Below are 24,955 nucleotides of genomic sequence, written 5' to 3'. Positions count from 1 at the left end.
CTCCGCCAGGAGGAAAGGCCTTGAAAGACCTACTGAATTTGCTGAAAAACCAGGGTCAAGTCGAAGAGTTCGACGCCATCCGTATTGGATTGGCATCGCCTGAGATGATCCGTTCGTGGTCGTTCGGTGAAGTTAAAAAGCCGGAAACCATCAACTACCGTACGTTCAAACCTGAGCGTGACGGCCTGTTCTGCGCCAAGATCTTTGGCCCGGTAAAGGATTACGAGTGCCTGTGCGGTAAGTACAAGCGCTTGAAGCACCGTGGTGTGATCTGCGAGAAGTGCGGCGTTGAAGTCGCGCTGGCTAAAGTTCGTCGTGAGCGCATGGCGCACATCGAACTGGCTTCGCCGGTTGCCCACATCTGGTTCCTGAAATCGCTGCCGTCCCGTATCGGCTTGCTGATGGACATGACCCTGCGTGATATCGAACGCGTTCTCTACTTCGAGAGCTATGTCGTTATCGATCCAGGCATGACCACCCTTGAAAAAGGTCAGCTGCTGAACGACGAGCAGTACTTCGAAGCGCTGGAAGAGTTCGGCGACGATTTCGATGCCCGCATGGGTGCCGAAGCTGTCCGTGAACTGCTGCACGCTATCGATCTGGAGCACGAGATTGGCCGCCTGCGTGAAGAAATTCCGCAAACCAACTCCGAAACCAAAATCAAGAAACTGTCCAAGCGTCTGAAGTTGATGGAAGCCTTCCAGGGTTCCGGCAACTTGCCAGAGTGGATGGTGCTGACCGTTCTGCCGGTTCTGCCGCCAGACCTGCGTCCGCTGGTACCGTTGGATGGCGGTCGCTTCGCGACTTCCGACCTTAACGACCTGTACCGCCGTGTGATCAACCGTAACAACCGCTTGAAGCGTCTGCTCGATCTGTCCGCTCCGGACATCATCGTGCGCAACGAAAAGCGTATGTTGCAAGAAGCTGTCGATGCCTTGCTCGACAACGGTCGTCGTGGCCGCGCTATCACCGGTTCGAACAAGCGTCCTCTGAAATCCCTGGCTGACATGATCAAGGGTAAGCAAGGTCGTTTCCGTCAGAACTTGCTCGGTAAGCGTGTTGACTACTCCGGTCGTTCGGTAATTACCGTAGGCCCGACCCTGCGTCTGCACCAGTGCGGTCTGCCTAAGAAGATGGCACTTGAGCTGTTCAAGCCATTTATCTTCGGCAAGCTGGAAATGCGCGGTCTCGCGACCACCATCAAAGCGGCCAAGAAAATGGTCGAGCGCGAATTGCCAGAGGTTTGGGACGTTCTCGCTGAAGTGATTCGCGAACACCCGGTTCTCCTCAACCGTGCACCGACCCTTCACCGTCTGGGTATCCAGGCGTTTGAACCGGTACTGATCGAAGGTAAGGCTATCCAGCTGCACCCTCTGGTCTGTGCTGCGTACAACGCCGACTTCGACGGCGACCAAATGGCCGTGCACGTACCGCTGACACTGGAAGCTCAGTTGGAAGCGCGTGCGTTGATGATGTCGACCAACAACATTCTGTCGCCAGCCAACGGTGAGCCAATCATCGTTCCGTCGCAGGACGTTGTATTGGGTCTGTACTACATGACCCGTGAAGCGATCAACGCCAAAGGCGAAGGTCGTGTGTTCGCTGACCTGCAAGAAGTTGACCGTGTGTTCCGTGCCGGCGAAGCCGCACTGCATGCCAAGGTAAAAGTGCGGATCAACGAAACCGTCAACGACCGTGACGGCGGCAGCGTGACCAACACCCGTATCGTCGACACCACTGTCGGCCGTGCGCTGTTGTATCAAGTTGTGCCAAAAGGTCTGTCGTATGACGTCGTCAACCTGCCGATGAAGAAAAAGGCGATCTCCAAGCTGATCAACCAGTGCTACCGCGTGGTTGGTTTGAAAGAGACCGTGATCTTCGCTGACCAGTTGATGTACACCGGTTTTGCTTACTCGACTATTTCCGGCGTTTCTATCGGTGTTAACGACTTCGTTATCCCGGATGAAAAAGCTCAGATCATCGGTGCTGCGACCGATGAAGTGAAAGAAATCGAGAGCCAGTACGCCTCCGGCCTGGTAACCCAGGGCGAGAAGTACAACAAAGTGATCGACCTTTGGTCCAAGGCCAACGACGAAGTGTCGAAGGCGATGATGGCTAACCTCTCGAAAGAGAAGGTTATCGACCGTCATGGCGTAGAAGTCGATCAAGAGTCGTTCAACTCGATGTACATGATGGCCGACTCGGGCGCACGGGGTTCTGCTGCGCAGATCCGTCAGCTCGCCGGTATGCGTGGCCTGATGGCCAAGCCGGACGGTTCCATCATCGAGACGCCGATTACTGCGAACTTCCGTGAAGGTTTGAGCGTACTTCAGTACTTCATCTCCACTCACGGTGCTCGTAAGGGTCTTGCGGATACCGCGTTGAAAACCGCTAACTCCGGTTACCTGACACGTCGTCTGGTAGACGTCGCACAAGACTTGGTTGTGACTGAAGTTGACTGCGGCACCGAACACGGTCTGCTGATGACTCCGCACATCGAAGGCGGCGACGTTGTAGAGCCGTTGGGTGAGCGCGTACTGGGTCGAGTAATCGCCCGTGACGTATTCAAGCCAGGTACCGAGGAAATTATCGTTCCTGCCGGCACCCTGGTAGACGAGAAGTGGGTCGAGTTCATCGAACTCAACAGCATCGACGAAGTGATTGTTCGCTCGCCGATCAGCTGCGAAACCCGCTACGGCATTTGTGCCAAGTGCTACGGCCGTGACTTGGCTCGTGGTCACCAGGTGAACATCGGTGAAGCGGTCGGCGTTATCGCTGCCCAGTCCATCGGTGAGCCGGGTACCCAGCTGACCATGCGTACGTTCCACATTGGTGGTGCGGCAAGCCGGACCTCCGCAGCCGACAGCGTTCAGGTGAAGAATGGCGGTACCGTCCGTCTGCACAACCTGAAACACGTTGAGCGAGTGGATGGTCACCTGGTTGCTGTGTCCCGTTCCGGTGAGCTGGCAATCGCTGATGACTACGGTCGTGAGCGTGAGCGTTACAAGCTGCCGTACGGTGCTGTGATCTCGGTTAAAGAAGGTGACAAGGTCGACGCTGGCGCAATCGTGGCCAAGTGGGATCCGCACACTCACCCAATCGTTACCGAAATGAAAGGTACCGTGACCTACGTGGGCATGGAAGAAGGCATCACGATCAAGCGTCAGACTGACGAATTGACCGGTATGACCAACATTGAAGTACTCGACGCCAAAGACCGTCCAGCTGCAGGCAAAGATATCCGTCCTGCTGTGAAGATGGTTGATGACAACGGCAAGGACTTGTTGCTGCCAGGCACTGACGTAATCGCTCAGTACTTCCTGCCAGCCAACGCCCTGGTCGGTGTAGCGGATGGTGCGAAGATCGCGATCGGTGATGTTATCGCGCGTATCCCGCAAGAAACTTCGAAGACCCGTGACATCACCGGTGGTCTGCCGCGTGTTGCCGACTTGTTCGAAGCTCGTCGTCCGAAAGAAGCGTCGATTCTGGCTGAAGTCAGCGGCACCATCGCGTTCGGTAAAGAGACCAAGGGCAAGCGCCGTCTGGTCATTACCCCGAACGACGGTAGCGATCCGTATGAAGAGCTGATTCCGAAGTGGCGTCACCTGAACGTCTTCGAAGGCGAACAGGTAAACCGCGGCGAAGTTATCTCCGACGGCCCGAGCGATCCACACGACATCCTGCGTCTGCTGGGTGTGAGTGCGCTGGCCAAGTACATCGTTAACGAGATCCAGGACGTTTACCGTCTGCAAGGCGTGAAGATCAACGATAAGCACATCGAGACCATCCTGCGTCAGATGCTGCGTAAAGTTGAAATCGCTGAATCCGGCGATTCCAGTTTCATCAAGGGCGACCAGATGGAACTGACTCACGTACTGGTAGAAAACGAACGTCTGGGCGCGGAAGACAAATTTGTCTCCAAGTTCACTCGTGTGTTGCTGGGTATCACCAAGGCGTCGTTGTCCACTGAGTCGTTCATCTCGGCGGCCTCCTTCCAGGAGACCACTCGCGTACTGACCGAAGCAGCGGTAACCGGCAAGCGCGATTACCTGCGCGGCCTGAAAGAAAACGTGGTCGTGGGTCGTTTGATCCCGGCAGGTACCGGTTTGGCTTACCACAGCGAGCGCAAGCGCCGCCGTGATGCTGACAAACCGCTGCGCGTAAGCGCCAGTGAAGTGGAAGCTGCACTGACCGAAGCGCTGAACTCAAGCGGTAACTGAGTTCTGCGGTAAATAAGTCTGGGCCCTGGCAGCCCCATTCGTCGGATCGAGGCAATTTTGCCCCGCTTCGATGAGAGGGGAGGTCGGGGCCTTGCCTTGACTGGGGACAAGATCCTCTTTAGACTCTTGTACCCCTAAATTTGGCGGGAATTCGTTCCTGCCATTTTGCTTTTCTTGCAAGACAATAGCGTCGCAAGACAACAGTGGAGCTAGTAGATGGCAACTATCAACCAGCTGGTACGTCAGCCGCGTAAGCGTATCGTCGAGAAATCCGACGTACCTGCGCTGCAGAACTGCCCGCAACGTCGTGGCGTATGCACTCGCGTGTATACCACTACGCCGAAAAAACCTAACTCGGCACTGCGTAAAGTATGCCGTGTGCGCCTGACCAACGGTTTCGAGGTTTCCTCGTACATCGGCGGTGAAGGCCACAACCTGCAAGAGCACAGCGTGGTACTGATCCGCGGCGGTCGTGTAAAAGACTTGCCAGGTGTTCGTTACCACACCGTACGCGGCTCCTTGGATACTTCCGGCGTTAAAGGTCGTAACCAGGGTCGTTCGAAGTACGGTACCAAGAAGCCTAAGTAGTAGCGGCTTTTTGTAAAACTGAATCATCTTATTTTCTGAGTCGATAAGAGTAAGGTCGGAGGCGTCCCGTAAGGGCACTGATTCCGAGCGAACCTGAAGACCGTTTGAGGGCTTATCCATGCCAAGAAGACGCGTAGCAGCCAAGCGCGAAGTGCTTGACGATCCAAAATACGGAAGCCAAATTCTGGCCAAGTTCATGAACCACGTGATGGAAAGCGGCAAGAAAGCCGTTGCCGAGCGTATCGTTTATGGCGCGCTGGAAAAGGTTAAAGAACGCAAGAACAGCGACCCCCTGGAAATCTTCGAGAAAGCTCTCGACGCCATCGCTCCGCTGGTCGAAGTGAAGTCGCGCCGTGTAGGCGGTGCTACTTACCAGGTTCCGGTCGAAGTTCGTCCGTCCCGTCGTAACGCTCTGGCAATGCGCTGGTTGGTAGACTTCGCCCGTAAGCGCGGCGAGAAGTCTATGGCTCTGCGTTTGGCTGGCGAACTGTTGGACGCTGCTGAAGGTAAAGGTGCTGCTGTTAAGAAGCGTGAAGACGTGCACCGTATGGCTGAAGCTAACAAAGCTTTCTCGCACTACCGCTTCTAATCTTAGCTTCACTAATTTTGCGAGGGCTTTATGGCTCGTACTACTCCGATTAGCCGCTACCGTAACATCGGTATCGTTGCTCACGTGGATGCTGGTAAAACCACCACCACCGAGCGCGTACTGTTTTACACCGGCAAAAGTCACAAAATGGGCGAGGTGCATGACGGCGCCGCGACCACAGACTGGATGGTTCAGGAGCAGGAGCGTGGTATTACCATTACTTCTGCTGCTATTACCGCCTTCTGGAAAGGTTCCGAGAAGCAGTACAAAGACGAGCACCGCTTCAACGTAATCGATACCCCAGGCCACGTAGACTTCACCATTGAAGTTGAACGTTCCCTGCGTGTACTCGACGGCGCTGTCGTTGTGTTCTGCGGTACCTCGGGTGTTGAGCCTCAGTCGGAAACCGTATGGCGTCAAGCCAACAAATACGGCGTTCCTCGTCTTGTTTACGTAAACAAGATGGACCGTGCTGGTGCTAACTTCCTGCGCGTGATCGGTCAGATCAAGCAGCGTCTGGGTCATACTCCGGTGCCAATCCAATTGGCTATCGGTTCCGAAGACAACTTCCAGGGTCAGATCGACCTGATCAACATGGAAGCTGTTTACTGGAATGATTCCGACAAAGGTATGGTTCCTGTTCGTAAGCCTATCCCTGCAGAACTGCAGGAGCTGGCTGACGAGTGGCGCAACAACATGGTTGAGGCTGCTGCCGAAGCCAGCGAAGAGCTGATGAACAAGTACCTCGAAGGTGAAGAACTCACCAACGCGGAAATCAAGGCCGCTCTGCGTCAGCGTACTATCGCTGGTGAGATCGTCTTGGCTGTTTGCGGTTCTTCGTTCAAGAACAAGGGCGTTCCCCTGGTTCTCGATGCTGTGATCGACTACCTGCCTGCTCCAACCGACATTCCTGCTATCAAGGGTACCAATCCTGATAACGAGGAAGAGGAAATGGAGCGTCATGCAGACGACAGCGAGCCGTTCTCGGCCCTGGCGTTCAAGATCGCTACCGACCCATTCGTGGGTACCTTGACCTTCGTCCGCGTTTACTCGGGCGTGTTGGCATCCGGTGACGGCGTGATCAACTCGGTTAAAGGTAAGAAAGAGCGCGTGGGTCGTATGGTGCAAATGCACGCAAACGCCCGTGAAGAGATCAAGGAAGTACGCGCTGGTGACATCGCGGCCCTGATCGGCATGAAGGACGTCACCACGGGTGAGACTTTGTGCGACGCTGCTAAGCCAATCATCCTGGTTCGCATGGACTTCCCGGAGCCGGTTATTTCGGTTGCCGTAGAGCCTAAGACCAAGGATGACCAGGAAAAAATGGGTATCGCTCTGGGCAAACTTGCTCAGGAAGATCCATCTTTCCGCGTCAAGACTGATGAAGAGACTGGTCAAACGATCATCTCCGGCATGGGCGAGCTGCACCTGGACATCCTGGTTGACCGGATGCGCCGTGAGTTCAACGTCGAAGCCAACATCGGTAAGCCTCAGGTTTCCTATCGTGAGCGCATCACGAAGAACTGTGAAATCGAAGGCAAGTTCGTTCGTCAGTCCGGCGGTCGTGGTCAGTTCGGTCACTGCTGGATCCGTTTTGCTCCTGCTGACGAAGGTCAAGAAGGTCTGCAATTCGTGAACGAAGTAGTTGGTGGTGTTGTTCCTAAGGAATACATCCCGGCTATCCAGAAGGGTATCGAAGAGCAGATGAAGAACGGTGTTGTTGCCGGCTATCCGCTGATCGGCCTGAAAGCAACCGTTTTTGACGGTTCTTACCACGACGTCGACTCCAACGAGATGGCGTTTAAGGTGGCTGCTTCCATGGCAACCAAGCAACTGGCCCAGAAGGGCGGTGGTGAGTTGCTTGAGCCAATCATGGCGGTAGAAGTTGTTACACCTGAAGACTATATGGGTGATGTCATGGGCGACCTTAACCGTCGTCGCGGCATGATCTTGGGTATGGAAGACACGGTTTCCGGCAAAGTGATTCGCGCCGAGGTTCCGTTGGGTGAGATGTTCGGTTATGCGACCGACGTTCGCTCCATGTCTCAGGGTCGCGCAAGCTACTCTATGGAATTCAAAAAATACAACACAGCTCCGGCGCACATCGCTGAAACTGTATCCAAAAAACAAGGCTGATTCAGTCCTTTAGGCAAGGAGTTAATTGTCGTGGCTAAAGAAAAATTTGATCGTTCCCTACCGCACGTCAACGTTGGCACCATCGGTCACGTTGACCACGGTAAAACCACTCTGACTGCTGCTCTGACTCGCGTTTGCTCCGAAGTATTCGGTTCCGCAATCGTTGATTTCGATAAAATCGACAGCGCACCAGAAGAGAAAGCTCGTGGTATCACCATCAACACCGCGCACGTTGAATACAACTCGCTGATCCGTCACTACGCTCACGTTGACTGCCCAGGTCACGCTGACTATGTGAAGAACATGATCACCGGTGCTGCCCAGATGGACGGCGCAATCCTGGTTTGCTCGGCCGCTGATGGTCCGATGCCACAAACCCGTGAGCACATCCTGCTGTCCCGTCAGGTAGGCGTTCCGTACATCGTGGTTTACCTGAACAAGGCTGACCTGGTAGACGACGCTGAGCTGCTGGAACTGGTTGAGATGGAAGTGCGCGATCTGCTGAGCACTTACGACTTCCCAGGCGACGACACTCCGATCATCATCGGTTCTGCTCGTATGGCTCTGGAAGGCAAAGACGATAACGAAATGGGCACCACGTCCGTTCGTAAACTGGTTGAAACTCTGGACAGCTACATCCCAGATCCAGTTCGTGTTATCGACAAGCCGTTCCTGATGCCAATCGAAGACGTATTCTCGATCTCCGGTCGCGGTACTGTTGTAACTGGTCGTATCGAGCGCGGTATCGTTAAGGTTCAAGATCCACTGGAAATCGTTGGTCTGCGTGACACTACCGTCACCACCTGCACCGGTGTTGAAATGTTCCGTAAACTGCTCGACGAAGGTCGTGCTGGCGAGAACTGCGGCGTTCTGCTGCGTGGTACCAAGCGTGACGACGTTGAGCGTGGCCAGGTTCTGGTTAAGCCAGGTTCGGTTAAGCCGCACACCAAGTTCGAAGCTGAAGTGTACGTGCTGAGCAAAGAAGAAGGCGGTCGTCACACTCCGTTCTTCAAAGGCTACCGTCCACAGTTCTACTTCCGTACTACTGACGTGACTGGTAACTGCGAACTGCCGGAAGGCGTTGAAATGGTTATGCCAGGCGACAACATCAAAATGGTTGTTACCCTGATCAAAACCATCGCAATGGAAGACGGTCTGCGCTTCGCTATCCGTGAAGGCGGCCGTACCGTTGGTGCTGGCGTTGTAGCTAAAATCATCGAGTAATTATCTCTTCTGAGATAGCCTTGATGTTTTGAAGAGGCCCCCGCTCAGCGGGGGCCTTTTTTATTGGGTTGACACCTATCTGGGCCGTCTATAGAATTGCGCCTCCTTTTAACGGGCGTATTGCGCTCGCTGGGAATAGCAGCCGGAGTCTGAAATCCAATGCAAAATCAGCAAATCCGTATCAGGTTGAAGGCTTTTGACCATCGCCTGATCGACCAATCCACCCAGGAAATCGTGGAAACCGCGAAACGTACTGGTGCTCAAGTGCGTGGTCCAATTCCACTGCCTACCCGTAAAGAGCGGTTCACCGTTCTGGTCTCCCCGCACGTCAACAAAGACGCGCGTGACCAGTACGAGATCCGTACTCATAAGCGCGTACTGGACATCGTCCAGCCAACGGATAAAACCGTTGATGCACTTATGAAGCTCGATCTGGCGGCCGGTGTGGAAGTACAGATCAGCCTCGGCTAAGACTTGGGTCTTAGTCGTGTAACGCTCTGAAATGGGCGGCCATAGCGGGTGAAAGCCCCGTACACTCATGAGGTTTACAACATGACTATTGGTGTAGTCGGTCGTAAATGCGGTATGACCCGTATTTTCACCGAAGAAGGTGTCTCCATTCCGGTCACGGTCATTGAGATCGAACCGAATCGCGTCACCCAGTTCAAAACTGAAGAAACCGATGGCTATCGTGCAGTGCAAGTCACTGTCGGCGAGCGTCGTGCTTCGCGCGTGACTGCTGCTCAAGCAGGTCACTTCGCTAAAGCAAACGTTGCAGCTGGTCGCACTGTTATGGAGTTCCGTCTCGAAGACGGCGACTACCAGGCTGGCGATCTGATCAACGCTGAAATCTTCGCCGCTGGTCAACTGGTTGATGTAACCGGTCAGTCCAAAGGTAAAGGCTTCCAGGGTACGATCAAGCGTTGGAATTTCCGTGGTCAAGACAACACTCACGGTAACTCCGTTTCCCACCGCGTCCCGGGCTCTATTGGCCAGTGCCAGACTCCTGGTCGTGTATTCAAGGGCAAAAAAATGTCCGGTCATATGGGCGCTGAGCGCGTGACCGTGCAGTCCCTCGAAGTAGTGCGCGTCGACGCTGAACGCAATCTGTTGTTGGTCAAGGGTGCTGTTCCTGGCGCTACTGGCGGCAACCTGGTTGTACGTCCAGCGGCCAAGGCTCGCGGTTAAGGGGAAGCTGACATGCAATTAAATGTAAATGACGCTCAAGCGATCGAAGTTTCCGAACTGACATTTGGCGGCGAATTCAACGAGACGCTGGTTCACCAAGCAGTCGTGGCCTACATGGCCGGCGGCCGTCAAGGTAGCAAGCAGCAAAAGACCCGTTCCGACGTACGTGGTGGCGGTAAGCGCCCTTGGCGTCAGAAAGGTACTGGCCGTGCTCGTGCCGGTACTATCCGTAGCCCAATCTGGCGTGGCGGCGGTACCACTTTCGCAGCTCGTCCTCAGGATCACACTCAGAAGCTCAACAAGAAGATGTACCGCGCAGCACTGCGCTCCATCCTTGCTGAACTCGTGCGTACTGATCGTCTGGTCGTGGTTCAGGACTTCGCTGTTGAAAGTCCAAAAACCAAAGATCTGCTGGGCAAACTGAACAACATGAGCCTGACCGACGTTTTGATCGTGTCTGAAGCTGTTGATCAGAACCTGTACCTGGCTGCTCGTAACCTGCCACACGTTGATGTACGTGACGTGCAAGGTTCCGATCCAGTTAGTCTGATCGCATACGACAAGGTGTTGATCACCGTGTCGGCCGTGAAGAAATTCGAGGAGCTGCTGGGATGAACCAGGAACGCGTATTTAAAGTTCTGCTTGGCCCGCACGTTTCCGAAAAGGCTACGGTTCTGGCTGACAAGAAAGGCCAGTTCGTTTTCAAGGTTGCAACTGACGCAACCAAGCTGGAAATCAAGAAGGCCGTCGAAAGCCTGTTCAGCGTGAAAGTTGAGCGTGTTACTACCCTGAATGTTCTGGGTAAGAGCAAGCGCACTGCTCGCGGTCTGGGCAAGCGTAATGACTGGAAGAAGGCAGTTATCTCCCTTCAGCCAGGCCAAGATCTCGATTTCAGCAGCAGTGCTGAGTAAGGAAGGGGTGCATCATGGCAATCGTTAAATGCAAACCGACTTCCCCTGGCCGCCGTTTTGTGGTCAAGGTGGTCAACCAGGAGCTGCATAAAGGCGCTCCTCACGCACCGCTGCTCGAGAAGAAATCGAAGACTGGTGGTCGTAACAACAATGGTCGTATTACCACTCGTCACATCGGTGGTGGCCATAAGCAGCATTATCGTCTGGTCGACTTCCGTCGCAACGACAAAGATGGCATCGCTGCCACTGTCGAGCGTATCGAATACGATCCAAACCGTACTGCTCACATCGCTCTGCTGCTGTACGCAGATGGCGAGCGTCGCTACATCATCGCCCCTAAAGGCGTGAGCGCTGGCGACCAGCTGATCGCAGGTGCTTTGGCACCGATCAAGCCGGGCAACGCTCTGCAACTGCGCAACATTCCAGTTGGTAGCACCGTACACGGCATCGAATTGAAGCCAGGTAAAGGCGCGCAAATCGCTCGTTCCGCTGGTGCTTCGGCTCAGCTGATCGCTCGTGAAGGTGTCTACGTGACCCTGCGTCTGCGTTCTGGTGAGATGCGTAAAGTGCTGGCTGAATGCCGCGCGACCCTGGGTGAAGTCTCGAACTCCGAGCACAGCCTGCGTTCGCTGGGTAAAGCTGGTGCCAAACGCTGGCGTGGCGTTCGCCCAACCGTTCGTGGTGTTGCCATGAACCCGGTTGACCACCCACACGGTGGTGGTGAAGGTCGTACCTCTGGTGGTCGTCATCCGGTATCGCCATGGGGCTTCCCGACTAAGGGCGCGAAGACTCGTGGTAATAAGCGTACCGACAAAATGATCGTCCGTCGTCGCAAGTAAATAGAGGGATACGACAGTGCCACGTTCTCTGAAAAAAGGTCCTTTTATTGATCTTCACCTACTGAAGAAGATCGAAGTGGCGGCGGAAAAGAACGATCGCAAACCAGTTAAGACCTGGTCGCGTCGTTCGATGATCCTGCCACAAATGGTCGGTTTGACCATCGCAGTACACAACGGTCGTCAACACGTCCCAGTTCTCGTTAACGAAGACATGGTCGGCCACAAACTAGGCGAGTTTGCCGGTACCCGCACTTATCGTGGGCACGTGGCAGACAAGAAAGCCAAGCGTTAAGGGGTAAGGAAATGGAAGTAGCCGCTAAGTTGTCGGGCGCTCGAATCTCCGCCCAGAAAGCCCGCTTGGTCGCCGACCAGATCCGCGGGAAGAAGGTGGGCGAAGCGCTCAGCCTGTTGGCTTTCAGCAGTAAGAAAGCCGCCGAGATCATGAAGAAAGTGCTGGAGTCGGCCGTAGCCAACGCCGAGCATAACGAAGGCGCAGACGTTGATGACCTGAAGGTCAGCACCGTTTTCGTCAACGAAGGGCGTTCGCTGAAGCGCATCATGCCACGTGCCAAAGGCCGTGCTGATCGCATCGTCAAGCGGTCTTGCCATATCACTGTCAAGGTTGCTGACAAGTAACGGAGTCGAAGAGATGGGTCAGAAAGTACATCCCATTGGCATTCGCCTGGGAATCGTCAAGGAGCACACCTCCGTCTGGTACGCAGACGGTCGGACTTATGCGGACTATTTGTTCGCTGATCTGAAGGTGCGTGAGTATCTCCAAGACAAACTAAAAAGCGCGTCCGTAAGCCGTATCGATATCCATCGTCCGGCACAAACTGCACGTATCACCATCCACACCGCTCGTCCAGGTATCGTTATCGGGAAGAAAGGTGAAGATGTTGAGAAACTGCGTCAGGACCTGACCAAGCAAATGGGTGTGCCTGTGCACATCAATATCGAAGAGATCCGCAAGCCGGAGCTCGACGGTATGCTGGTTGCGCAGAGCGTAGCTCAGCAGCTGGAGCGTCGCGTAATGTTCCGTCGCGCTATGAAGCGCGCCGTGCAGAACGCCATGCGCATTGGTGCCAAAGGCATCAAAATCCAAGTGAGCGGTCGTCTCGGCGGTGCTGAAATCGCACGTACTGAATGGTATCGCGAAGGTCGTGTGCCACTGCACACCCTGCGTGCCGACATCGACTATGCCAACTACGAAGCTCACACCACTTACGGTGTGATCGGTGTAAAGGTTTGGATCTTCAAAGGCGAAGTAATTGGTGGTCGCCAAGAAGAACTGAAACCACAAGCACCAGCGCCTCGTAAAAAAGCTGCTAAGTAAGGGGTACGCCAAATGTTGCAACCTAAGCGTACGAAGTTCCGCAAGCAGATGACAGGCCACAACCGTGGTCTGGCACAGCGCGGTAGCAAAGTCAGCTTCGGCGAGTTCGCGCTGAAGTCTGTAGCTCGTGGTCGTCTCACCGCTCGTCAGATCGAGTCAGCGCGTCGTGCTCTGACCCGTCACGTAAAACGTGGCGGCAAGATCTGGATCCGTGTATTCCCGGACAAGCCGATCTCCAAAAAGCCTCTCGAGGTTCGGATGGGTAAAGGTAAGGGTAACGTGGAATACTGGGTAGCCCAGATTCAGCCAGGCAAAGTCCTGTATGAAATCGAGGGTGTAACTGAAGAGCTGGCGCGTGAGGCTTTTGCCCTGGCTGCTGCAAAGCTGCCGCTCGCCACCGCCTTTGTTAAACGGACGGTGATGTGATGAAAGCGAATGAACTTCGTGAAAAATCCGCACAGCAGCTGAACGAGCAACTGCTCGGCTTGCTGCGCGACCAGTTCAATCTGCGTATGCAGAAAGCAACTGGCCAGTTGGGGCAGTCTCATCTGCTCTCGCAAGTTAAGCGTGACATCGCTCGCGTGAAGACTGTGCTCAACCAGCAGGCAGGTAAGTGATCATGGCTGAAGCCGAAAAGACTGTCCGTACGCTGACTGGCCGTGTTGTCAGCGACAAGATGGACAAAACCATCACCGTTTTGATCGAGCGTCGCGTTAAGCACCCGATCTACGGTAAATATGTTAAGCGTTCGACTAAGCTGCACGCGCACGACGAAACCAATCAGTGCCACATCGGCGACAAAGTCACTATTCGTGAAACTCGTCCGCTGGCCAAGACCAAGTCTTGGGCACTGGTTGATGTTCTCGAACGCGCTGTGGAAGTCTAAGGACTAGGGGTCGGAGAAATTATATGATTCAGACTCAATCCATGCTCGATGTGGCCGATAACAGCGGCGCTCGCCGTGTTATGTGCATCAAGGTGCTGGGTGGCTCCCATCGTCGTTACGCTGGTATCGGTGACATCATCAAAGTTACCGTCAAGGAAGCAATTCCTCGCGGTAAAGTGAAAAAAGGCCAAGTGATGACTGCTGTTGTAGTCCGCACTCGTCACGGCGTACGCCGTGCAGATGGCTCCATTATCCGCTTTGATGGCAACGCTGCTGTTCTTCTGAACAACAAGCAAGAGCCGATCGGCACCCGTATCTTTGGGCCAGTGACCCGTGAACTTCGTACTGAGAAGTTCATGAAGATCGTCTCGCTCGCCCCAGAAGTGCTGTAAGGAGATCCGACATGCAAAAGATTCGTCGTGACGACGAGATCATCGTGATCGCCGGCAAAGACAAAGGTAAGCGCGGTAAGGTGCTGAAGGTTCTTGCTGATGACCGTCTGGTCGTTGGTGGTCTGAACCTGGTCAAGCGTCATACCAAGCCTAACCCCATGTCGGGCGTACAAGGCGGTATCGTCGAGAAAGAAGCGCCACTGCACGCTTCTAACGTCGCCATCTTCAACGGCGAAACCAACAAGGCTGATCGTGTTGGTTTCAAAGTAGAAGACGGTAAGAAAATTCGTGTCTTCAAGTCGACCCAAAAAGCGGTTGATGCTTGAACACTGCTAGGTAGATAAGACCATGGCACGACTACAAGAGATTTACCGGAAGGAAATTGCCCCCAAGCTTAAGGAAGAACTTAAGCTCGGGAACGTGATGGAAGTTCCGCGCGTTACCAAAATCACCCTGAACATGGGTCTGGGCGAAGCGATCGGCGACAAAAAAGTCATCGAGCACGCTGTTGCTGACCTGGAAAAGATCACCGGTCAAAAAGTCGTTGTGACTTACGCTCGGAAATCCATCGCTGGCTTTAAAGTCCGTGAAGGTTGGCCGATCGGCGTCAAAGTGACTCTGCGCCGTGAGCGTATGTACGAATTCCTGGATCGTCTGCTGTCGATCTCCCTGCCTCGGGTTCGCGACTTCCGCGGCCTGAATGCCAAGTCCTTCGATGGTCGTGGTAACTACAGCATGGGCGTGAAAGAGCAGATCATCTTCCCGGAAATCGACTACGACAAGATCGATGCTCTCCGCGGTCTGGACATCACCCTGACCACCACTGCCAAGAACGATGATGAAGGTCGCGCCCTGTTGCGTGCTTTCAAATTCCCGTTCCGCAACTGATTGGAGTAGGACCATGGCCAAGATGAGCATGAAAAACCGCGAGCTGAAGCGTCAGCTCACGGTTGCCAAGTACGCCAAGAAGCGTGCAGCACTGAAAGCAATCATCGTTGATCTGAACGCAAGTCCAGAAGCACGTTGGGAAGCTACAGTTGCTCTGCAGAAGCAGCCACGTGACGCAAGCGCTTCGCGCATGCGTAACCGCTGCCGCCTGACCGGTCGTCCACACGGCGTTTACCGCAAGTTCGGCCTCGGCCGTAACAAACTGCGTGAAGCGGCAATGCGTGGTGACGTACCAGGTCTGGTTAAAGCCAGCTGGTAAGTACTTTCGAAGTCCGGGTGGTCTGCGTCGCAAGATACTGACCACCGGTGACCTTGAATCTGGAACAAGCCCCTTTTGGGGCTTGTTTCATTTCCGGAGTGTGTCTAGAATACCCGGCTCGCCTGAGCCCGTGTTTTCTATGCTCGGAGATTCTCGGCGACATATGTAGCCGCAAGGCTAATTTTTTTGTATTAGGAGCGTCTAGCCCATGAGTATGCAGGACCCGTTAGCGGACATGCTAACTCGTATCCGTAATGCCCAGATGGCTGAAAAGTCCGTCGTAAGCATGCCATCTTCCAAGTTGAAGGTAGCTGTTGCCAAAGTCCTGAAAGACGAAGGCTACATTGCGGGTTATCAGATCAGCAGCGAAACAAAACCACTGCTGTCCATCGAGCTGAAGTACTTCGAAGGCCGTTCGGTCATCGAGGAAGTGAAGCGCGTTAGCCGTCCAGGCCTGCGTCAGTACAAGTCCGCTGAAGATCTGCCGAAAGTTCGTGGCGGTCTGGGCGTGTCTATCGTCTCCACCAACAAAGGTGTGATGACGGATCGTGCTGCGCGCGCTGCCGGTGTCGGCGGCGAAGTTCTTTGCACTGTGTTCTAAGGGGGGATAAGCATGTCTCGCGTCGCTAAGAACCCCGTTAAGCTGCCAGCCGGTGTCGAAGTAAAATTCGCAGGCCAACAGCTTTCGGTGAAGGGTGCCAAGGGCACTCTTGAACTGAACATCCATTCGTCCGTTGAGATCGTTGAAGAAGCTGGTGAGCTGCGTTTCGCTGCTCGCAATGGCGATCAACAAACTCGCGCAATGGCCGGTACCACGCGTGCGTTGGTAAACAACATGGTCCAAGGCGTAAGCCAAGGCTTCGAGCGTAAGCTCCAGCTGGTCGGTGTTGGTTACAAAGCGCAAGCAAAAGGCACGGTTTTGAACCTGGCCCTTGGCTTCTCGCACCCAGTGGATTACGAACTGCCGGAAGGCATCACCGCTGAGACCCCTAGCCAGACCGATATCCTGATCAAGGGTATTGATAAGCAGCTGGTAGGTCAGGTGGCCGCTGAGATCCGCGACTTCCGTCCACCAGAGCCGTACAAAGGCAAAGGTGTGCGCTACGCGGACGAAGTCGTCCGTCGTAAAGAAGCCAAGAAGAAGTAGGGCATAGCAAATGACCGACAAAAAAGTTACTCGACTGCGTCGCGCTCGCAAAGCACGCCTGAAAATGCACGAACTCGAAGTCGTGCGTCTCTGCGTGTTCCGCTCGTCGCAGCACATCTACGCCCAGGTCATCTCGGCCGACGGCAACAAAGTCCTGGCAAGCGCCTCGACTTTGGATAAAGAACTGCGTGATGGTGCCACTGGCAACATCGACGCGGCCACAAAGGTTGGCCAGCTGGTCGCTACGCGTGCTAAGGCCGCTGGCGTCTCGCAAGTGGCTTTCGACCGCTCTGGCTTCAAGTACCACGGTCGCGTGAAAGCGCTGGCTGATGCTGCTCGTGAAGCTGGGCTGGAGTTCTAAGTTATGTCAAATAACGACCAAAAGCGCGACGAAGGCTACATTGAGAAGCTGGTTCAAGTTAACCGCGTAGCCAAAACCGTTAAAGGCGGCCGTATCTTCACTTTCACCGCGTTGACCGTGGTTGGTGATGGTAAAGGGCGCGTTGGCTTCGGCCGTGGCAAGTCACGTGAAGTGCCTGCTGCGATCCAGAAGGCAATGGAAGCTGCTCGTCGCAACATGATCCAAGTTGATCTGAACGGCACCACTCTGCAGTACGCAATGAAGTCCGCTCACGGCGCTTCGAAGGTGTACATGCAGCCTGCTTCTGAAGGTACCGGTATCATCGCTGGCGGCGCTATGCGTGCTGTCCTCGAAGTTGCTGGCGTTCAGAACGTTCTGGCCAAGTGCTACGGCTCGACTAACCCGGTAAACGTGGTTCACGCCACTTTCAAAGGTTTGAAAGCTATGCAATCTCCTGAGTCCATCGCTGCCAAGCGTGGTTTGACTGTCAAGGAGATCTTCTGATCATGGCTACCGTTAAAGTAACGCTGATCAAAAGCATGACCGGCCGCATTCCTAACCACAAGCTGTGCGTTAAGGGTTTGGGTCTGCGTCGCATCGGTCACACTGTAGAAGTCCAGGATACTCCCGAGAATCGCGGGATGATCAACAAGGCTTACTACATGCTGCGTGTAGAGGGTTAATCGATGAAACTCAATGATCTGAGTCCAGCGCCGGGTTCCCGTCGCGAAAAGCATCGTCCGGGCCGTGGTATCGGTAGCGGTTTGGGTAAGACTGGTGGCCGTGGCCACAAAGGTCAAACCTCCCGCTCCGGTGGCACCATCGCTCCAGGCTTTGAAGGCGGCCAACAGCCGCTGCATCGTCGCCTGCCTAAGTTCGGTTTCGTTTCCCTGAAGGCTATGGACCGCGCAGAAGTGCGTCTGTCCGAGCTGGCTAAAGTGGAAGGCGACATCGTTACTGTGCAGACCCTGAAAGATGCCAACGTGATCAACGTCAACGTACAGCGTGTGAAAATCATGCTGTCCGGTGAAGTGACTCGCGCTGTCACTATCGGCAAGGGAATCGGCGCCACCAAAGGTGCGCGTTCGGCTATCGAAGCAGCTGGCGGCAAGTTCGAGGAATAAATGGCTAAGCAAGGTGCTCTCTCAGCGCTCGGCAAAGGCGGTATGTCTGAACTTTGGGCTCGTCTGCGTTTTCTGTTCCTGGCGATTATCGTCTACCGAATAGGCGCACACATCCCGGTTCCAGGTATCAACCCGGACCGACTCGCAGACCTGTTTCGACAGAATGAGGGGACCATTCTTAGCTTGTTCAACATGTTTTCCGGCGGCGCGCTGGAACGGATGAGCATCTTTGCACTGGGGATCATGCCGTACATTTCGGCATCGATCATCATGCAACTGATGACCGCCGTCAGCCCGCAGTTGGAGCAGTTGAAGAAGGAAGGTGAAGCTGGCCGTCGCAAGATTAGCCAGTACACCCGCTACGGCACTGTCGTCCTCGCCCTGGTTCAAGCTATCGGCATGTCCGTTGGCCTGGCAGGGCAGGGCGTTGCGTTCACTGGTGACTTTGGCTTCTATTTCGTCGCGGTATCCACTTTTGTGGCTGGTGCGATGTTCATGATGTGGCTGGGTGAGCAGATTACTGAGCGTGGTGTTGGTAACGGTATCTCGATGTTGATTTTCGCAGGTATCGTCGCCGGTCTTCCGAGAGCAATTGGGCAGTCTTTCGAGTCTGCACGTCAGGGTGATATCAATATCTTCGCCCTGGTTGCTATCGGTTTGCTGGCAGTAGCGATTATCGGTTTTGTGGTGTTCATTGAGCGTGGCCAGCGTCGTATTGCTGTTCACTACGCCAAGCGTCAGCAGGGCCGTAAGGTCTTCGCTGCGCAGACCAGCCACTTGCCGCTGAAAGTGAATATGGCCGGTGTTATTCCGGCAATTTTCGCGAGCAGCATTTTGCTGTTTCCGGCTTCGTTGGGTACCTGGTTTGGTCAGTCTGAAAACATGGGCTGGCTGCAGGACCTCTCTCAGTCGATCGCTCCTGGTCAGCCGTTGAATATTCTGCTGTTTAGTGCAGGGATTATTTTCTTCTGCTTCTTCTATACGGCGTTGATGTTCAATCCGAAAGACGTAGCGGAAAACCTGAAGAAGTCCGGTGCCTTTATTCCGGGTATTCGTCCAGGTGAGCAGTCTGCGCGCTACATTGATGGCGTTCTGACTCGTTTGACCCTGTTCGGTGCTCTATATATGACGGCCGTGTGCTTGTTGCCCCAGTTCCTGGTGGTTGCAGCAAACGTTCCGTTCTACCTTGGCGGGACCTCGTTGCTGATCGTGGTCGTGGTTGTGATGGACTTCATGTCCCAAGTACAATCGCACCTCGTTTCGCACCAGTACGAATCCCTGATGAAGAAAGCCAACCTGAAGGGTTACGGCAGCGGCATGTTGCGCTGAGTACCCATAAGGTTCGAGGAGTTGGTGATGAAAGTTCGTGCATCGGTGAAAAAGCTGTGCCGTAACTGCAAGATTATTCGCCGCGAAGGTGTTGTTCGAGTAATTTGCAGCGCGGAACCGCGTCACAAACAGCGCCAAGGCTGAGTGTGATCCGCTTGAAGCCCGGCAGCTAGTGCGCTGCCGGGTTGATTATTTGTTATTACAGCGATATTATCTCGCGCCCTATTTCTTGGCTTCCGGGGCGTAGGTAGCTGTCAATTGGAGTCCCACTGAATGGCCCGTATTGCAGGCGTTAACATTCCAGATAACAAGCACACTGTTATCTCGCTGACCTACATCTATGGTGTTGGTCGCACTACTGCGCAGAAAATTTGCGCAGTTGCTGGGGTAAACCCAGCCGCTAAGATCAAGGATCTGAGCGACGAGCAGATTGAATTGCTGCGTGGCGAAGTGGCGAAGTTCACCACTGAAGGTGACCTGCGTCGCGAAATCAACATGAAAATCAAGCGTTTGATGGACCTCGGTTGCTATCGCGGTCTGCGTCATCGTCGTGGTCTTCCAGTACGCGGTCAGCGTACCAAGACTAACGCGCGTACCCGTAAAGGTCCGCGTAAGCCGATCCGCAAGTAATCGCCCCAGCGAATCGACAGGAAAATTATCATGGCAAAACCTGCTGCTCGTCCTCGTAAAAAAGTTAAAAAGACAGTGGTTGATGGCATCGCCCACATCCATGCATCTTTTAACAACACCATCGTGACCATCACCGACCGTCAAGGTAACGCGCTGTCTTGGGCTACCTCTGGTGGTTCGGGTTTCCGCGGTTCCCGCAAGTCCACCCCGTTTGCTGCTCAAGTAGCTGCTGAACGTGCTGGTCAAGCTGCGCTGGAATACGGCCTGAAAAACCTCGACGTCAACGTCAAAGGTCCAGGTCCAGGTCGTGAGTCTGCTGTCCGTGCTTTGAACGGCTGTGGCTATAAGATCGCCAGCATCACCGACGTGACGCCAATCCCGCACAACGGGTGCCGTCCGCCGAAGAAGCGCCGCGTGTAATCCAGGAGATTGTAAAGAATGGCTCGTTACATTGGTCCAAAATGCAAACTCGCTCGTCGCGAAGGCACCGATCTCTTCCTGAAGAGCGGCGTGCGCGCGATCGAATCGAAGTGCAACATTGAAGCAGCACCTGGTATCCACGGCCAACGCCGCGGTCGCCAGTCCGATTACGGCACCCAACTGCGTGAAAAGCAGAAGGTCCGTCGTATTTATGGCGTTCTCGAGCGTCAGTTCAGCGGCTACTACAAAGAAGCTGCTGGCAAGAAAGGTGCAACCGGTGAAAACCTGCTGCAACTGCTCGAATGCCGTCTGGACAACGTTGTATACCGTATGGGCTTTGGTTCGACTCGTGCCGAATCCCGTCAGCTGGTATCGCACAAATCCGTCAGCGTAAACGGCCAAACCGTTAACGTCCCGTCTTACCAGGTTCGTGCTGGTGACGTGGTCGCGATTCGCGAGAAAGCAAAAAACCAACTTCGCATTGTCCAAGCTCTCGATCTGTGTGCCCAACGTGGCCGCGTAGAATGGGTAGAAGTAGACACTGAGAAGAAGTCGGGCGTTTTCAAGAACGTTCCTGCTCGCAGTGATCTGTCCGCCGACATCAACGAAAGCCTGATTGTCGAGCTCTACTCCAAGTAAGGGCTAGAAAATAGGTGCATCCATGCAGATTTCGGTAAATGAGTTCCTGACACCCCGCCACATTGATGTGCAGGTTGTCAGTCCAACCCGCGCCAAGATCACTCTCGAGCCTCTCGAGCGTGGTTTTGGCCACACCCTGGGCAACGCGCTGCGCCGCATCCTGTTGTCCTCAATGCCCGGCTGTGCAGTAGTCGAGGCCGAGATTGACGGTGTGCTCCACGAGTACAGCGCCATCGAAGGTGTACAGGAAGACGTAATTGAAATCCTGTTGAACCTTAAAGGTCTGGCTATCAAGCTGCACGGCCGTGACGAAGTTACGCTGACCTTGTCGAAGAAGGGTTCGGGGGTGGTTACCGCTGCCGATATTCAGCTGGATCATGATGTCGAGATCGTTAACCCCGATCACGTAATCGCTAACCTGGCGTCTAACGGCGCCCTGAACATGAAGCTCACTGTAGCTCGTGGTCGTGGTTATGAACCGGCCGACTCGCGTCAGAGCGATGAAGACGAAAGCCGCAGCATTGGTCGCTTGCAGCTTGACTCTTCGTTCAGCCCGGTTCGCCGTATCGCATACGTGGTGGAAAACGCCCGTGTCGAACAGCGTACTAACCTGGACAAGCTGGTTATTGATCTGGAAACCAACGGTACTCTGGATCCTGAAGAGGCTATCCGCCGCGCTGCAACCATTCTGCAACAGCAGTTGGCTGCGTTCGTCGACCTCAAAGGTGACAGCGAACCAGTGGTAATCGAGCAGGAAGACGAGATCGATCCGATCCTGCTTCGCCCGGTTGACGATCTGGAACTGACTGTACGTTCGGCTAACTGCCTTAAGGCGGAAAACATTTACTACATCGGTGACCTGATTCAGCGTACCGAAGTAGAACTGTTGAAGACTCCGAACCTGGGCAAGAAATCCTTGACTGAAATCAAGGACGTTCTGGCCTCCCGCGGTCTGTCCCTCGGCATGCGCCTCGACAACTGGCCGCCTGCAAGTCTTAAGAAGGACGACAAGGCGACTGCCTGATCGTCGTAATCACCGAACGTGAGTTTGGTAAGGAATGAACCATGCGTCATCGTAAAAGTGGTCGTCACCTGAGCCGTACCAGCTCGCACCGCAAGGCCATGTTCCAAAACATGGCGGTGTCGCTGTTCGAGCACGAGCTGATCAAAACTACACTGCCGAAAGCTAAAGAACTGCGTCGCGTTGCTGAGCCGCTGATCACTTTGGCCAAGACAGACAGCCTGGCTAACCGCCGTCTGGCTTTCGACCGTACTCGTTCGAAAGCTATCGTTGGTAAGCTCTTCAACGACCTGGGCAAGCGTTACGCTACCCGTGAGGGTGGCTACCTGCGCATCCTCAAGTGCGGTTTCCGCGCTGGCGACAACGCGCCTATGGCGTACGTCGAGTTGGTTGATCGTGCTACTGCCGGCGAAGCTGTATCCGCCGAGTAAGACGACAGTCTGCAACGAAGAACCGGGCCTAGTGCCCGGTTTTTTGTGCGCGTCTAAAAAAACACCTGGATTTCCTGCGTCGCTGCCCGCGCTTCTATCAACCCATCGCCGTTTGCGCGAATGGCTCATTAGTTATTCTCTATCAAAGGTCATGATTTAATGCATTTGATGGTGTCATCTTGATGGTCGATACTTCCTCCAAGCCGATTAGCCGGCAGTTCCGAGTCTGACCTGAGGAAGATTGAGCATGAGTAAAGTCCTTACTACCGCCAGCGGTGCGCCCGTTGCCGATAACCAGAATTCCCGTACCGCCGGCCCGCGCGGTCCTCTGCTGCTCGACGATTTCCACCTGATCGAGAAGCTCGCACACTTCAACCGTGAAAACATTCCTGAGCGCCGCGTGCACGCCAAAGGCTCGGGTGCTTACGGTACTTTCACCGTTACTCAAGACATCACTCAGTACACCAGCGCGAAACTGTTCGAGTCCGTCGGAAAACAAACACCGACGTTTCTGCGATTTTCCACTGTCGGCGGCGAGCGCGGTTCCGCCGACACTGAGCGCGATCCTCGCGGTTTTGCCCTCAAGTTCTACACCGAGGAAGGTAACTGGGACATCGTGGGCAACAACACGCCTGTGTTCTTCATCCGTGACCCGCTGAAATTCCCGGACTTTATCCACACCCAAAAGCGCTTGCCGCAAAGCAACCTGAAAAGTGCGCAGATGATGTGGGATTTCTGGTCGCACTCTCCGGAAGCGTTGCATCAAGTCACCATCCTCTTTTCGGATCGCGGCATTCCTGACGGCTACCGTCACATGCACGGCTTTGGCAGTCACACTTATAGCCTGATCAACGCTCGTGGTGAGCGTCACTGGGTTAAGTGGCACTACAAGACCAAGCAAGGGATCAAGAACCTGGCACCCGCTGAAGCTGCGCGCCTGGCCGGTACAGACCCTGATTACGCACAGCGTGATTTGTTTGGTGCGATTGAGCGGGGTGACTTCCCGAAATGGCGCGTCTGCATTCAGATCATGACTGAAGCCCAAGCTAACGCTCACTACGAGAACCCCTTCGATGTGACTAAGACCTGGTCGCAGAAAGAGTTTCCCCTGATCGAAGTCGGCGAACTGGAGCTCAACCGTAACCCGCAGAACTACTTTGCTGAAGTAGAGCAGGCCGCGTTTGGCCCAAGCAACATGGTGCCGGGTGTCGGCCTGTCACCTGACCGCATGCTGCAAGGCCGCGTATTCGCTTACGCCGATGCTCACCGCTACCGCGTGGGTACCAATCACCAGCAATTGCCGGTGAACGCCCCACGCAACCCGGTAAACAGCTACCAGCGTGATGGTTCGATGGCCTTCGGCAGCAATGGTGGCGCAGCGCCTAACTATGAGCCAAACAGTTACGCTGATGCGCCCAAGCAAGCGCCACAGTATGCAGAACCCGCCCTGGCCCTGAGCGGTGCCGCTGATCGCTACGATCACCGTGAGGACACCGACTACTACAGCCATGCCGGTGCACTGTTTCGCTTGATGGACGAGAGTCAAAAAGCCCTGCTGGTCAGCAACATTGCCGGTGCAATGGCCGGCGTCACCAGCGATGTGGTTCAGCGCCAACTGCAGCATTTCTTCAAAGCTGACCCGGCTTATGGAGACGCAATCGCAAAGGTATTGGGTGTAACGCTTAGTTAAGTCTAAACGATAAGCAGAACCGCCCTCATTTGGGCGGTTTTTGCGTTATTTCAGCCACTTTTCTCCGGAAATCTTCACTTTTCTGCCGTTGGTCCCGTGACCTTCGGGTCATCATGGTTCAAACTACAGACTTTCAAGCAGGGAGATGTAGGGCGATGCAAGGTCACCCCGACGTAATCGATTACCTCAACACGTTGCTGACGGGCGAACTGGCAGCTCGTGACCAATATTTCATCCATTCGCGCATGTACGAAGACTGGGGCTTTACCGAGCTCTACGAGCGTATCAACCACGAAATGGAAGAAGAGGCACAGCACGCTGACGCGCTGATGCGCCGTATCCTGATGCTCGAAGGCACGCCGCGTATGCGTCCCGACGACCTGGATGTGGGCACTACGGTGCCTGACATGCTCGCAGCCGATCTTCGCCTCGAGTACAAGGTGCGTGCCGCACTCTGCAAGGGCATCGAGCTCTGTGAGCAGCACAACGACTACGTGACCCGCGAAATTCTCCGGGTGCAGCTCAACGACACCGAAGAAGATCACACCTACTGGCTGGAAAAGCAGTTGGGCCTGATCAAGCTGGTTGGCCTGGAGAATTACCTGCAATCGCAGTTCTGATTCCCGGCTACAAAAAAGCCCCTGTCA

Annotated in this window: 35 protein-coding genes; all 35 read left to right on the top strand. The window is 54.6% G+C overall.

What is annotated here, in order from left to right; translation table 11 throughout:
- Positions 1-20 precede the first annotated feature (20 nt).
- Positions 21-4,220 carry a DNA-directed RNA polymerase subunit beta' gene (gene rpoC, locus ABWL43_RS26200; RefSeq protein WP_015886137.1) on the top strand — a complete coding sequence of 1,400 codons (4,200 nt, stop codon included), beginning with the start codon at positions 21-23 and terminating at the stop codon, positions 4,218-4,220.
- A 216-nt stretch (positions 4,221-4,436) separates the two neighbouring features.
- On the top strand, positions 4,437-4,808 hold the full coding sequence (gene rpsL / locus ABWL43_RS26195) for a 30S ribosomal protein S12 (RefSeq protein WP_002555494.1): 372 nt from the start codon (positions 4,437-4,439) through the stop codon (positions 4,806-4,808).
- 118 nt (positions 4,809-4,926) lie between these two features.
- Positions 4,927-5,397 carry a 30S ribosomal protein S7 gene (gene rpsG / locus ABWL43_RS26190; protein WP_002555493.1) on the top strand — a complete coding sequence of 157 codons (471 nt, stop codon included), beginning with the start codon at positions 4,927-4,929 and terminating at the stop codon, positions 5,395-5,397.
- Positions 5,398-5,427: 30 nt separating this feature from the next.
- Positions 5,428-7,533: an elongation factor G gene (gene fusA / locus ABWL43_RS26185; protein WP_106580215.1), complete on the top strand. Its 2,106-nt coding sequence runs from the start codon at positions 5,428-5,430 to the stop codon at positions 7,531-7,533.
- Positions 7,534-7,563: 30 nt separating this feature from the next.
- Positions 7,564-8,757 (top strand): elongation factor Tu, encoded by a 1,194-nt coding sequence (gene tuf / locus ABWL43_RS26180; protein ID WP_003176426.1) that lies wholly within the window; start codon positions 7,564-7,566, stop codon positions 8,755-8,757.
- 159 nt (positions 8,758-8,916) lie between these two features.
- Positions 8,917-9,228 (top strand): 30S ribosomal protein S10, encoded by a 312-nt coding sequence (rpsJ, locus tag ABWL43_RS26175; RefSeq protein ID WP_003186070.1) that lies wholly within the window; start codon positions 8,917-8,919, stop codon positions 9,226-9,228.
- An 81-nt stretch (positions 9,229-9,309) separates the two neighbouring features.
- Positions 9,310-9,945 carry a 50S ribosomal protein L3 gene (rplC, locus tag ABWL43_RS26170; protein ID WP_003194649.1) on the top strand — a complete coding sequence of 212 codons (636 nt, stop codon included), beginning with the start codon at positions 9,310-9,312 and terminating at the stop codon, positions 9,943-9,945.
- Positions 9,946-9,957: 12 nt separating this feature from the next.
- A complete protein-coding gene (rplD, locus tag ABWL43_RS26165) occupies positions 9,958-10,560 on the top strand; it encodes a 50S ribosomal protein L4 (protein ID WP_017135963.1) in 603 nt (200 codons plus the stop codon).
- Entirely contained in the window at positions 10,557-10,856 is a 300-nt protein-coding gene (gene rplW / locus ABWL43_RS26160; RefSeq protein WP_002555488.1) for a 50S ribosomal protein L23, read from the top strand. The genes rplD and rplW overlap by 4 nt, the downstream gene beginning before the upstream one ends.
- Positions 10,857-10,870: 14 nt before the next feature.
- Positions 10,871-11,695, top strand: coding sequence for a 50S ribosomal protein L2 (rplB, locus tag ABWL43_RS26155; RefSeq protein WP_003210080.1), 825 nt, complete (start codon positions 10,871-10,873; stop codon positions 11,693-11,695).
- 16 nt (positions 11,696-11,711) lie between these two features.
- Entirely contained in the window at positions 11,712-11,987 is a 276-nt protein-coding gene (gene rpsS / locus ABWL43_RS26150) for a 30S ribosomal protein S19 (RefSeq protein WP_002555486.1), read from the top strand.
- Positions 11,988-11,998: 11 nt separating this feature from the next.
- Complete coding sequence (rplV, locus tag ABWL43_RS26145) at positions 11,999-12,331, top strand: 50S ribosomal protein L22 (RefSeq protein WP_342125676.1); 333 nt, start codon at positions 11,999-12,001, stop codon at positions 12,329-12,331.
- 13 nt (positions 12,332-12,344) lie between these two features.
- Positions 12,345-13,031 carry a 30S ribosomal protein S3 gene (gene rpsC, locus ABWL43_RS26140; RefSeq protein WP_003176422.1) on the top strand — a complete coding sequence of 229 codons (687 nt, stop codon included), beginning with the start codon at positions 12,345-12,347 and terminating at the stop codon, positions 13,029-13,031.
- A gap of 12 nt (positions 13,032-13,043) precedes the next feature.
- Complete coding sequence (rplP, locus tag ABWL43_RS26135) at positions 13,044-13,457, top strand: 50S ribosomal protein L16 (RefSeq protein ID WP_003232424.1); 414 nt, start codon at positions 13,044-13,046, stop codon at positions 13,455-13,457.
- Positions 13,457-13,648 (top strand): 50S ribosomal protein L29, encoded by a 192-nt coding sequence (gene rpmC, locus ABWL43_RS26130; RefSeq protein ID WP_002555481.1) that lies wholly within the window; start codon positions 13,457-13,459, stop codon positions 13,646-13,648. Before rplP ends, rpmC begins: the two co-directional genes overlap by 1 nt.
- A gap of 2 nt (positions 13,649-13,650) precedes the next feature.
- Positions 13,651-13,917, top strand: coding sequence for a 30S ribosomal protein S17 (gene rpsQ / locus ABWL43_RS26125; RefSeq protein ID WP_003176419.1), 267 nt, complete (start codon positions 13,651-13,653; stop codon positions 13,915-13,917).
- Between the two features lie 23 nt (positions 13,918-13,940).
- On the top strand, positions 13,941-14,309 hold the full coding sequence (gene rplN, locus ABWL43_RS26120; protein WP_002555479.1) for a 50S ribosomal protein L14: 369 nt from the start codon (positions 13,941-13,943) through the stop codon (positions 14,307-14,309).
- An 11-nt stretch (positions 14,310-14,320) separates the two neighbouring features.
- Positions 14,321-14,635: a 50S ribosomal protein L24 gene (gene rplX / locus ABWL43_RS26115; protein ID WP_007896770.1), complete on the top strand. Its 315-nt coding sequence runs from the start codon at positions 14,321-14,323 to the stop codon at positions 14,633-14,635.
- Between the two features lie 22 nt (positions 14,636-14,657).
- Positions 14,658-15,197, top strand: a complete 540-nt coding sequence (rplE, locus tag ABWL43_RS26110) for a 50S ribosomal protein L5 (RefSeq protein WP_003194642.1) — start codon at positions 14,658-14,660, stop codon at positions 15,195-15,197.
- A 13-nt stretch (positions 15,198-15,210) separates the two neighbouring features.
- Positions 15,211-15,516: a 30S ribosomal protein S14 gene (gene rpsN / locus ABWL43_RS26105; RefSeq protein WP_003176414.1), complete on the top strand. Its 306-nt coding sequence runs from the start codon at positions 15,211-15,213 to the stop codon at positions 15,514-15,516.
- Between the two features lie 208 nt (positions 15,517-15,724).
- Positions 15,725-16,117 (top strand): 30S ribosomal protein S8, encoded by a 393-nt coding sequence (gene rpsH / locus ABWL43_RS26100; RefSeq protein WP_010566853.1) that lies wholly within the window; start codon positions 15,725-15,727, stop codon positions 16,115-16,117.
- Positions 16,118-16,129: 12 nt separating this feature from the next.
- Complete coding sequence (gene rplF / locus ABWL43_RS26095; protein WP_003176412.1) at positions 16,130-16,663, top strand: 50S ribosomal protein L6; 534 nt, start codon at positions 16,130-16,132, stop codon at positions 16,661-16,663.
- 10 nt (positions 16,664-16,673) lie between these two features.
- Complete coding sequence (gene rplR / locus ABWL43_RS26090; protein WP_003186037.1) at positions 16,674-17,024, top strand: 50S ribosomal protein L18; 351 nt, start codon at positions 16,674-16,676, stop codon at positions 17,022-17,024.
- Positions 17,025-17,027: 3 nt separating this feature from the next.
- Complete coding sequence (rpsE, locus tag ABWL43_RS26085) at positions 17,028-17,528, top strand: 30S ribosomal protein S5 (RefSeq protein ID WP_003176409.1); 501 nt, start codon at positions 17,028-17,030, stop codon at positions 17,526-17,528.
- Between the two features lie 2 nt (positions 17,529-17,530).
- On the top strand, positions 17,531-17,707 hold the full coding sequence (rpmD, locus tag ABWL43_RS26080; RefSeq protein ID WP_003176408.1) for a 50S ribosomal protein L30: 177 nt from the start codon (positions 17,531-17,533) through the stop codon (positions 17,705-17,707).
- 3 nt (positions 17,708-17,710) lie between these two features.
- The gene (rplO, locus tag ABWL43_RS26075; RefSeq protein ID WP_003176407.1) at positions 17,711-18,148 is read left to right on the top strand and encodes a 50S ribosomal protein L15; all 438 of its coding nucleotides are present in this window, start codon (positions 17,711-17,713) and stop codon (positions 18,146-18,148) included.
- Positions 18,149-19,477: a preprotein translocase subunit SecY gene (gene secY / locus ABWL43_RS26070; RefSeq protein ID WP_016969470.1), complete on the top strand. Its 1,329-nt coding sequence runs from the start codon at positions 18,149-18,151 to the stop codon at positions 19,475-19,477. It begins immediately after the preceding gene.
- 27 nt (positions 19,478-19,504) lie between these two features.
- Positions 19,505-19,621: a 50S ribosomal protein L36 gene (rpmJ, locus tag ABWL43_RS26065; RefSeq protein WP_002555468.1), complete on the top strand. Its 117-nt coding sequence runs from the start codon at positions 19,505-19,507 to the stop codon at positions 19,619-19,621.
- A 129-nt stretch (positions 19,622-19,750) separates the two neighbouring features.
- Positions 19,751-20,107 carry a 30S ribosomal protein S13 gene (rpsM, locus tag ABWL43_RS26060; RefSeq protein WP_024077676.1) on the top strand — a complete coding sequence of 119 codons (357 nt, stop codon included), beginning with the start codon at positions 19,751-19,753 and terminating at the stop codon, positions 20,105-20,107.
- A gap of 30 nt (positions 20,108-20,137) precedes the next feature.
- The gene (rpsK, locus tag ABWL43_RS26055; protein WP_002555466.1) at positions 20,138-20,527 is read left to right on the top strand and encodes a 30S ribosomal protein S11; all 390 of its coding nucleotides are present in this window, start codon (positions 20,138-20,140) and stop codon (positions 20,525-20,527) included.
- 18 nt (positions 20,528-20,545) lie between these two features.
- Entirely contained in the window at positions 20,546-21,166 is a 621-nt protein-coding gene (rpsD, locus tag ABWL43_RS26050; RefSeq protein ID WP_003210056.1) for a 30S ribosomal protein S4, read from the top strand.
- Between the two features lie 22 nt (positions 21,167-21,188).
- Positions 21,189-22,190 carry a DNA-directed RNA polymerase subunit alpha gene (locus ABWL43_RS26045; protein WP_003176403.1) on the top strand — a complete coding sequence of 334 codons (1,002 nt, stop codon included), beginning with the start codon at positions 21,189-21,191 and terminating at the stop codon, positions 22,188-22,190.
- A 41-nt stretch (positions 22,191-22,231) separates the two neighbouring features.
- Positions 22,232-22,618 carry a 50S ribosomal protein L17 gene (gene rplQ, locus ABWL43_RS26040; protein ID WP_003176402.1) on the top strand — a complete coding sequence of 129 codons (387 nt, stop codon included), beginning with the start codon at positions 22,232-22,234 and terminating at the stop codon, positions 22,616-22,618.
- Between the two features lie 241 nt (positions 22,619-22,859).
- Complete coding sequence (locus tag ABWL43_RS26035) at positions 22,860-24,308, top strand: catalase (RefSeq protein ID WP_315975611.1); 1,449 nt, start codon at positions 22,860-22,862, stop codon at positions 24,306-24,308.
- 155 nt (positions 24,309-24,463) lie between these two features.
- Entirely contained in the window at positions 24,464-24,928 is a 465-nt protein-coding gene (gene bfr, locus ABWL43_RS26030; RefSeq protein WP_015886133.1) for a bacterioferritin, read from the top strand.
- The last annotated feature ends 27 nt before the right edge of the window (positions 24,929-24,955 follow it).

Source organism: Pseudomonas sp. HT11 (genome assembly GCF_044875395.1).
Taxonomy (GTDB): domain Bacteria; phylum Pseudomonadota; class Gammaproteobacteria; order Pseudomonadales; family Pseudomonadaceae; genus Aquipseudomonas.
The sequence above is the reverse complement of the archived record's forward strand: the minus strand, read 5'-3'. Positions and strand labels throughout refer to the sequence as shown.

Excerpts from the sequence above, each read along its gene's own strand:
- rpsH (WP_010566853.1), top strand. The coding sequence starts at position 15,725 with ATGAGTATGCAGGACCCGTTAGCGGACATGCTAACTCGTATCCGTAAT.
- rpsN (WP_003176414.1), top strand. The coding sequence starts at position 15,211 with ATGGCCAAGATGAGCATGAAAAACCGCGAGCTGAAGCGTCAGCTCACG.
- ABWL43_RS26045 (WP_003176403.1), top strand. The coding sequence starts at position 21,189 with ATGCAGATTTCGGTAAATGAGTTCCTGACACCCCGCCACATTGATGTG.
- rpsD (WP_003210056.1), top strand. The coding sequence starts at position 20,546 with ATGGCTCGTTACATTGGTCCAAAATGCAAACTCGCTCGTCGCGAAGGC.
- rplE (WP_003194642.1), top strand. The coding sequence starts at position 14,658 with ATGGCACGACTACAAGAGATTTACCGGAAGGAAATTGCCCCCAAGCTT.
- rplB (WP_003210080.1), top strand. The coding sequence starts at position 10,871 with ATGGCAATCGTTAAATGCAAACCGACTTCCCCTGGCCGCCGTTTTGTG.
- rplN (WP_002555479.1), top strand. The coding sequence starts at position 13,941 with ATGATTCAGACTCAATCCATGCTCGATGTGGCCGATAACAGCGGCGCT.
- rpsC (WP_003176422.1), top strand. The coding sequence starts at position 12,345 with ATGGGTCAGAAAGTACATCCCATTGGCATTCGCCTGGGAATCGTCAAG.
- rpsE (WP_003176409.1), top strand. The coding sequence starts at position 17,028 with ATGTCAAATAACGACCAAAAGCGCGACGAAGGCTACATTGAGAAGCTG.
- rplQ (WP_003176402.1), top strand. The coding sequence starts at position 22,232 with ATGCGTCATCGTAAAAGTGGTCGTCACCTGAGCCGTACCAGCTCGCAC.
- rpsG (WP_002555493.1), top strand. The coding sequence starts at position 4,927 with ATGCCAAGAAGACGCGTAGCAGCCAAGCGCGAAGTGCTTGACGATCCA.
- rpsL (WP_002555494.1), top strand. The coding sequence starts at position 4,437 with ATGGCAACTATCAACCAGCTGGTACGTCAGCCGCGTAAGCGTATCGTC.
- fusA (WP_106580215.1), top strand. The coding sequence starts at position 5,428 with ATGGCTCGTACTACTCCGATTAGCCGCTACCGTAACATCGGTATCGTT.
- rplP (WP_003232424.1), top strand. The coding sequence starts at position 13,044 with ATGTTGCAACCTAAGCGTACGAAGTTCCGCAAGCAGATGACAGGCCAC.
- rplC (WP_003194649.1), top strand. The coding sequence starts at position 9,310 with ATGACTATTGGTGTAGTCGGTCGTAAATGCGGTATGACCCGTATTTTC.
- rplO (WP_003176407.1), top strand. The coding sequence starts at position 17,711 with ATGAAACTCAATGATCTGAGTCCAGCGCCGGGTTCCCGTCGCGAAAAG.
- rpmD (WP_003176408.1), top strand. The coding sequence starts at position 17,531 with ATGGCTACCGTTAAAGTAACGCTGATCAAAAGCATGACCGGCCGCATT.
- bfr (WP_015886133.1), top strand. The coding sequence starts at position 24,464 with ATGCAAGGTCACCCCGACGTAATCGATTACCTCAACACGTTGCTGACG.
- rplD (WP_017135963.1), top strand. The coding sequence starts at position 9,958 with ATGCAATTAAATGTAAATGACGCTCAAGCGATCGAAGTTTCCGAACTG.
- rpsQ (WP_003176419.1), top strand. The coding sequence starts at position 13,651 with ATGGCTGAAGCCGAAAAGACTGTCCGTACGCTGACTGGCCGTGTTGTC.
- rpmC (WP_002555481.1), top strand. The coding sequence starts at position 13,457 with ATGAAAGCGAATGAACTTCGTGAAAAATCCGCACAGCAGCTGAACGAG.
- secY (WP_016969470.1), top strand. The coding sequence starts at position 18,149 with ATGGCTAAGCAAGGTGCTCTCTCAGCGCTCGGCAAAGGCGGTATGTCT.
- rplF (WP_003176412.1), top strand. The coding sequence starts at position 16,130 with ATGTCTCGCGTCGCTAAGAACCCCGTTAAGCTGCCAGCCGGTGTCGAA.
- rplV (WP_342125676.1), top strand. The coding sequence starts at position 11,999 with ATGGAAGTAGCCGCTAAGTTGTCGGGCGCTCGAATCTCCGCCCAGAAA.
- rpsM (WP_024077676.1), top strand. The coding sequence starts at position 19,751 with ATGGCCCGTATTGCAGGCGTTAACATTCCAGATAACAAGCACACTGTT.
- rpsJ (WP_003186070.1), top strand. The coding sequence starts at position 8,917 with ATGCAAAATCAGCAAATCCGTATCAGGTTGAAGGCTTTTGACCATCGC.
- rplW (WP_002555488.1), top strand. The coding sequence starts at position 10,557 with ATGAACCAGGAACGCGTATTTAAAGTTCTGCTTGGCCCGCACGTTTCC.
- rpmJ (WP_002555468.1), top strand. The coding sequence starts at position 19,505 with ATGAAAGTTCGTGCATCGGTGAAAAAGCTGTGCCGTAACTGCAAGATT.
- rplR (WP_003186037.1), top strand. The coding sequence starts at position 16,674 with ATGACCGACAAAAAAGTTACTCGACTGCGTCGCGCTCGCAAAGCACGC.
- rpsK (WP_002555466.1), top strand. The coding sequence starts at position 20,138 with ATGGCAAAACCTGCTGCTCGTCCTCGTAAAAAAGTTAAAAAGACAGTG.
- rplX (WP_007896770.1), top strand. The coding sequence starts at position 14,321 with ATGCAAAAGATTCGTCGTGACGACGAGATCATCGTGATCGCCGGCAAA.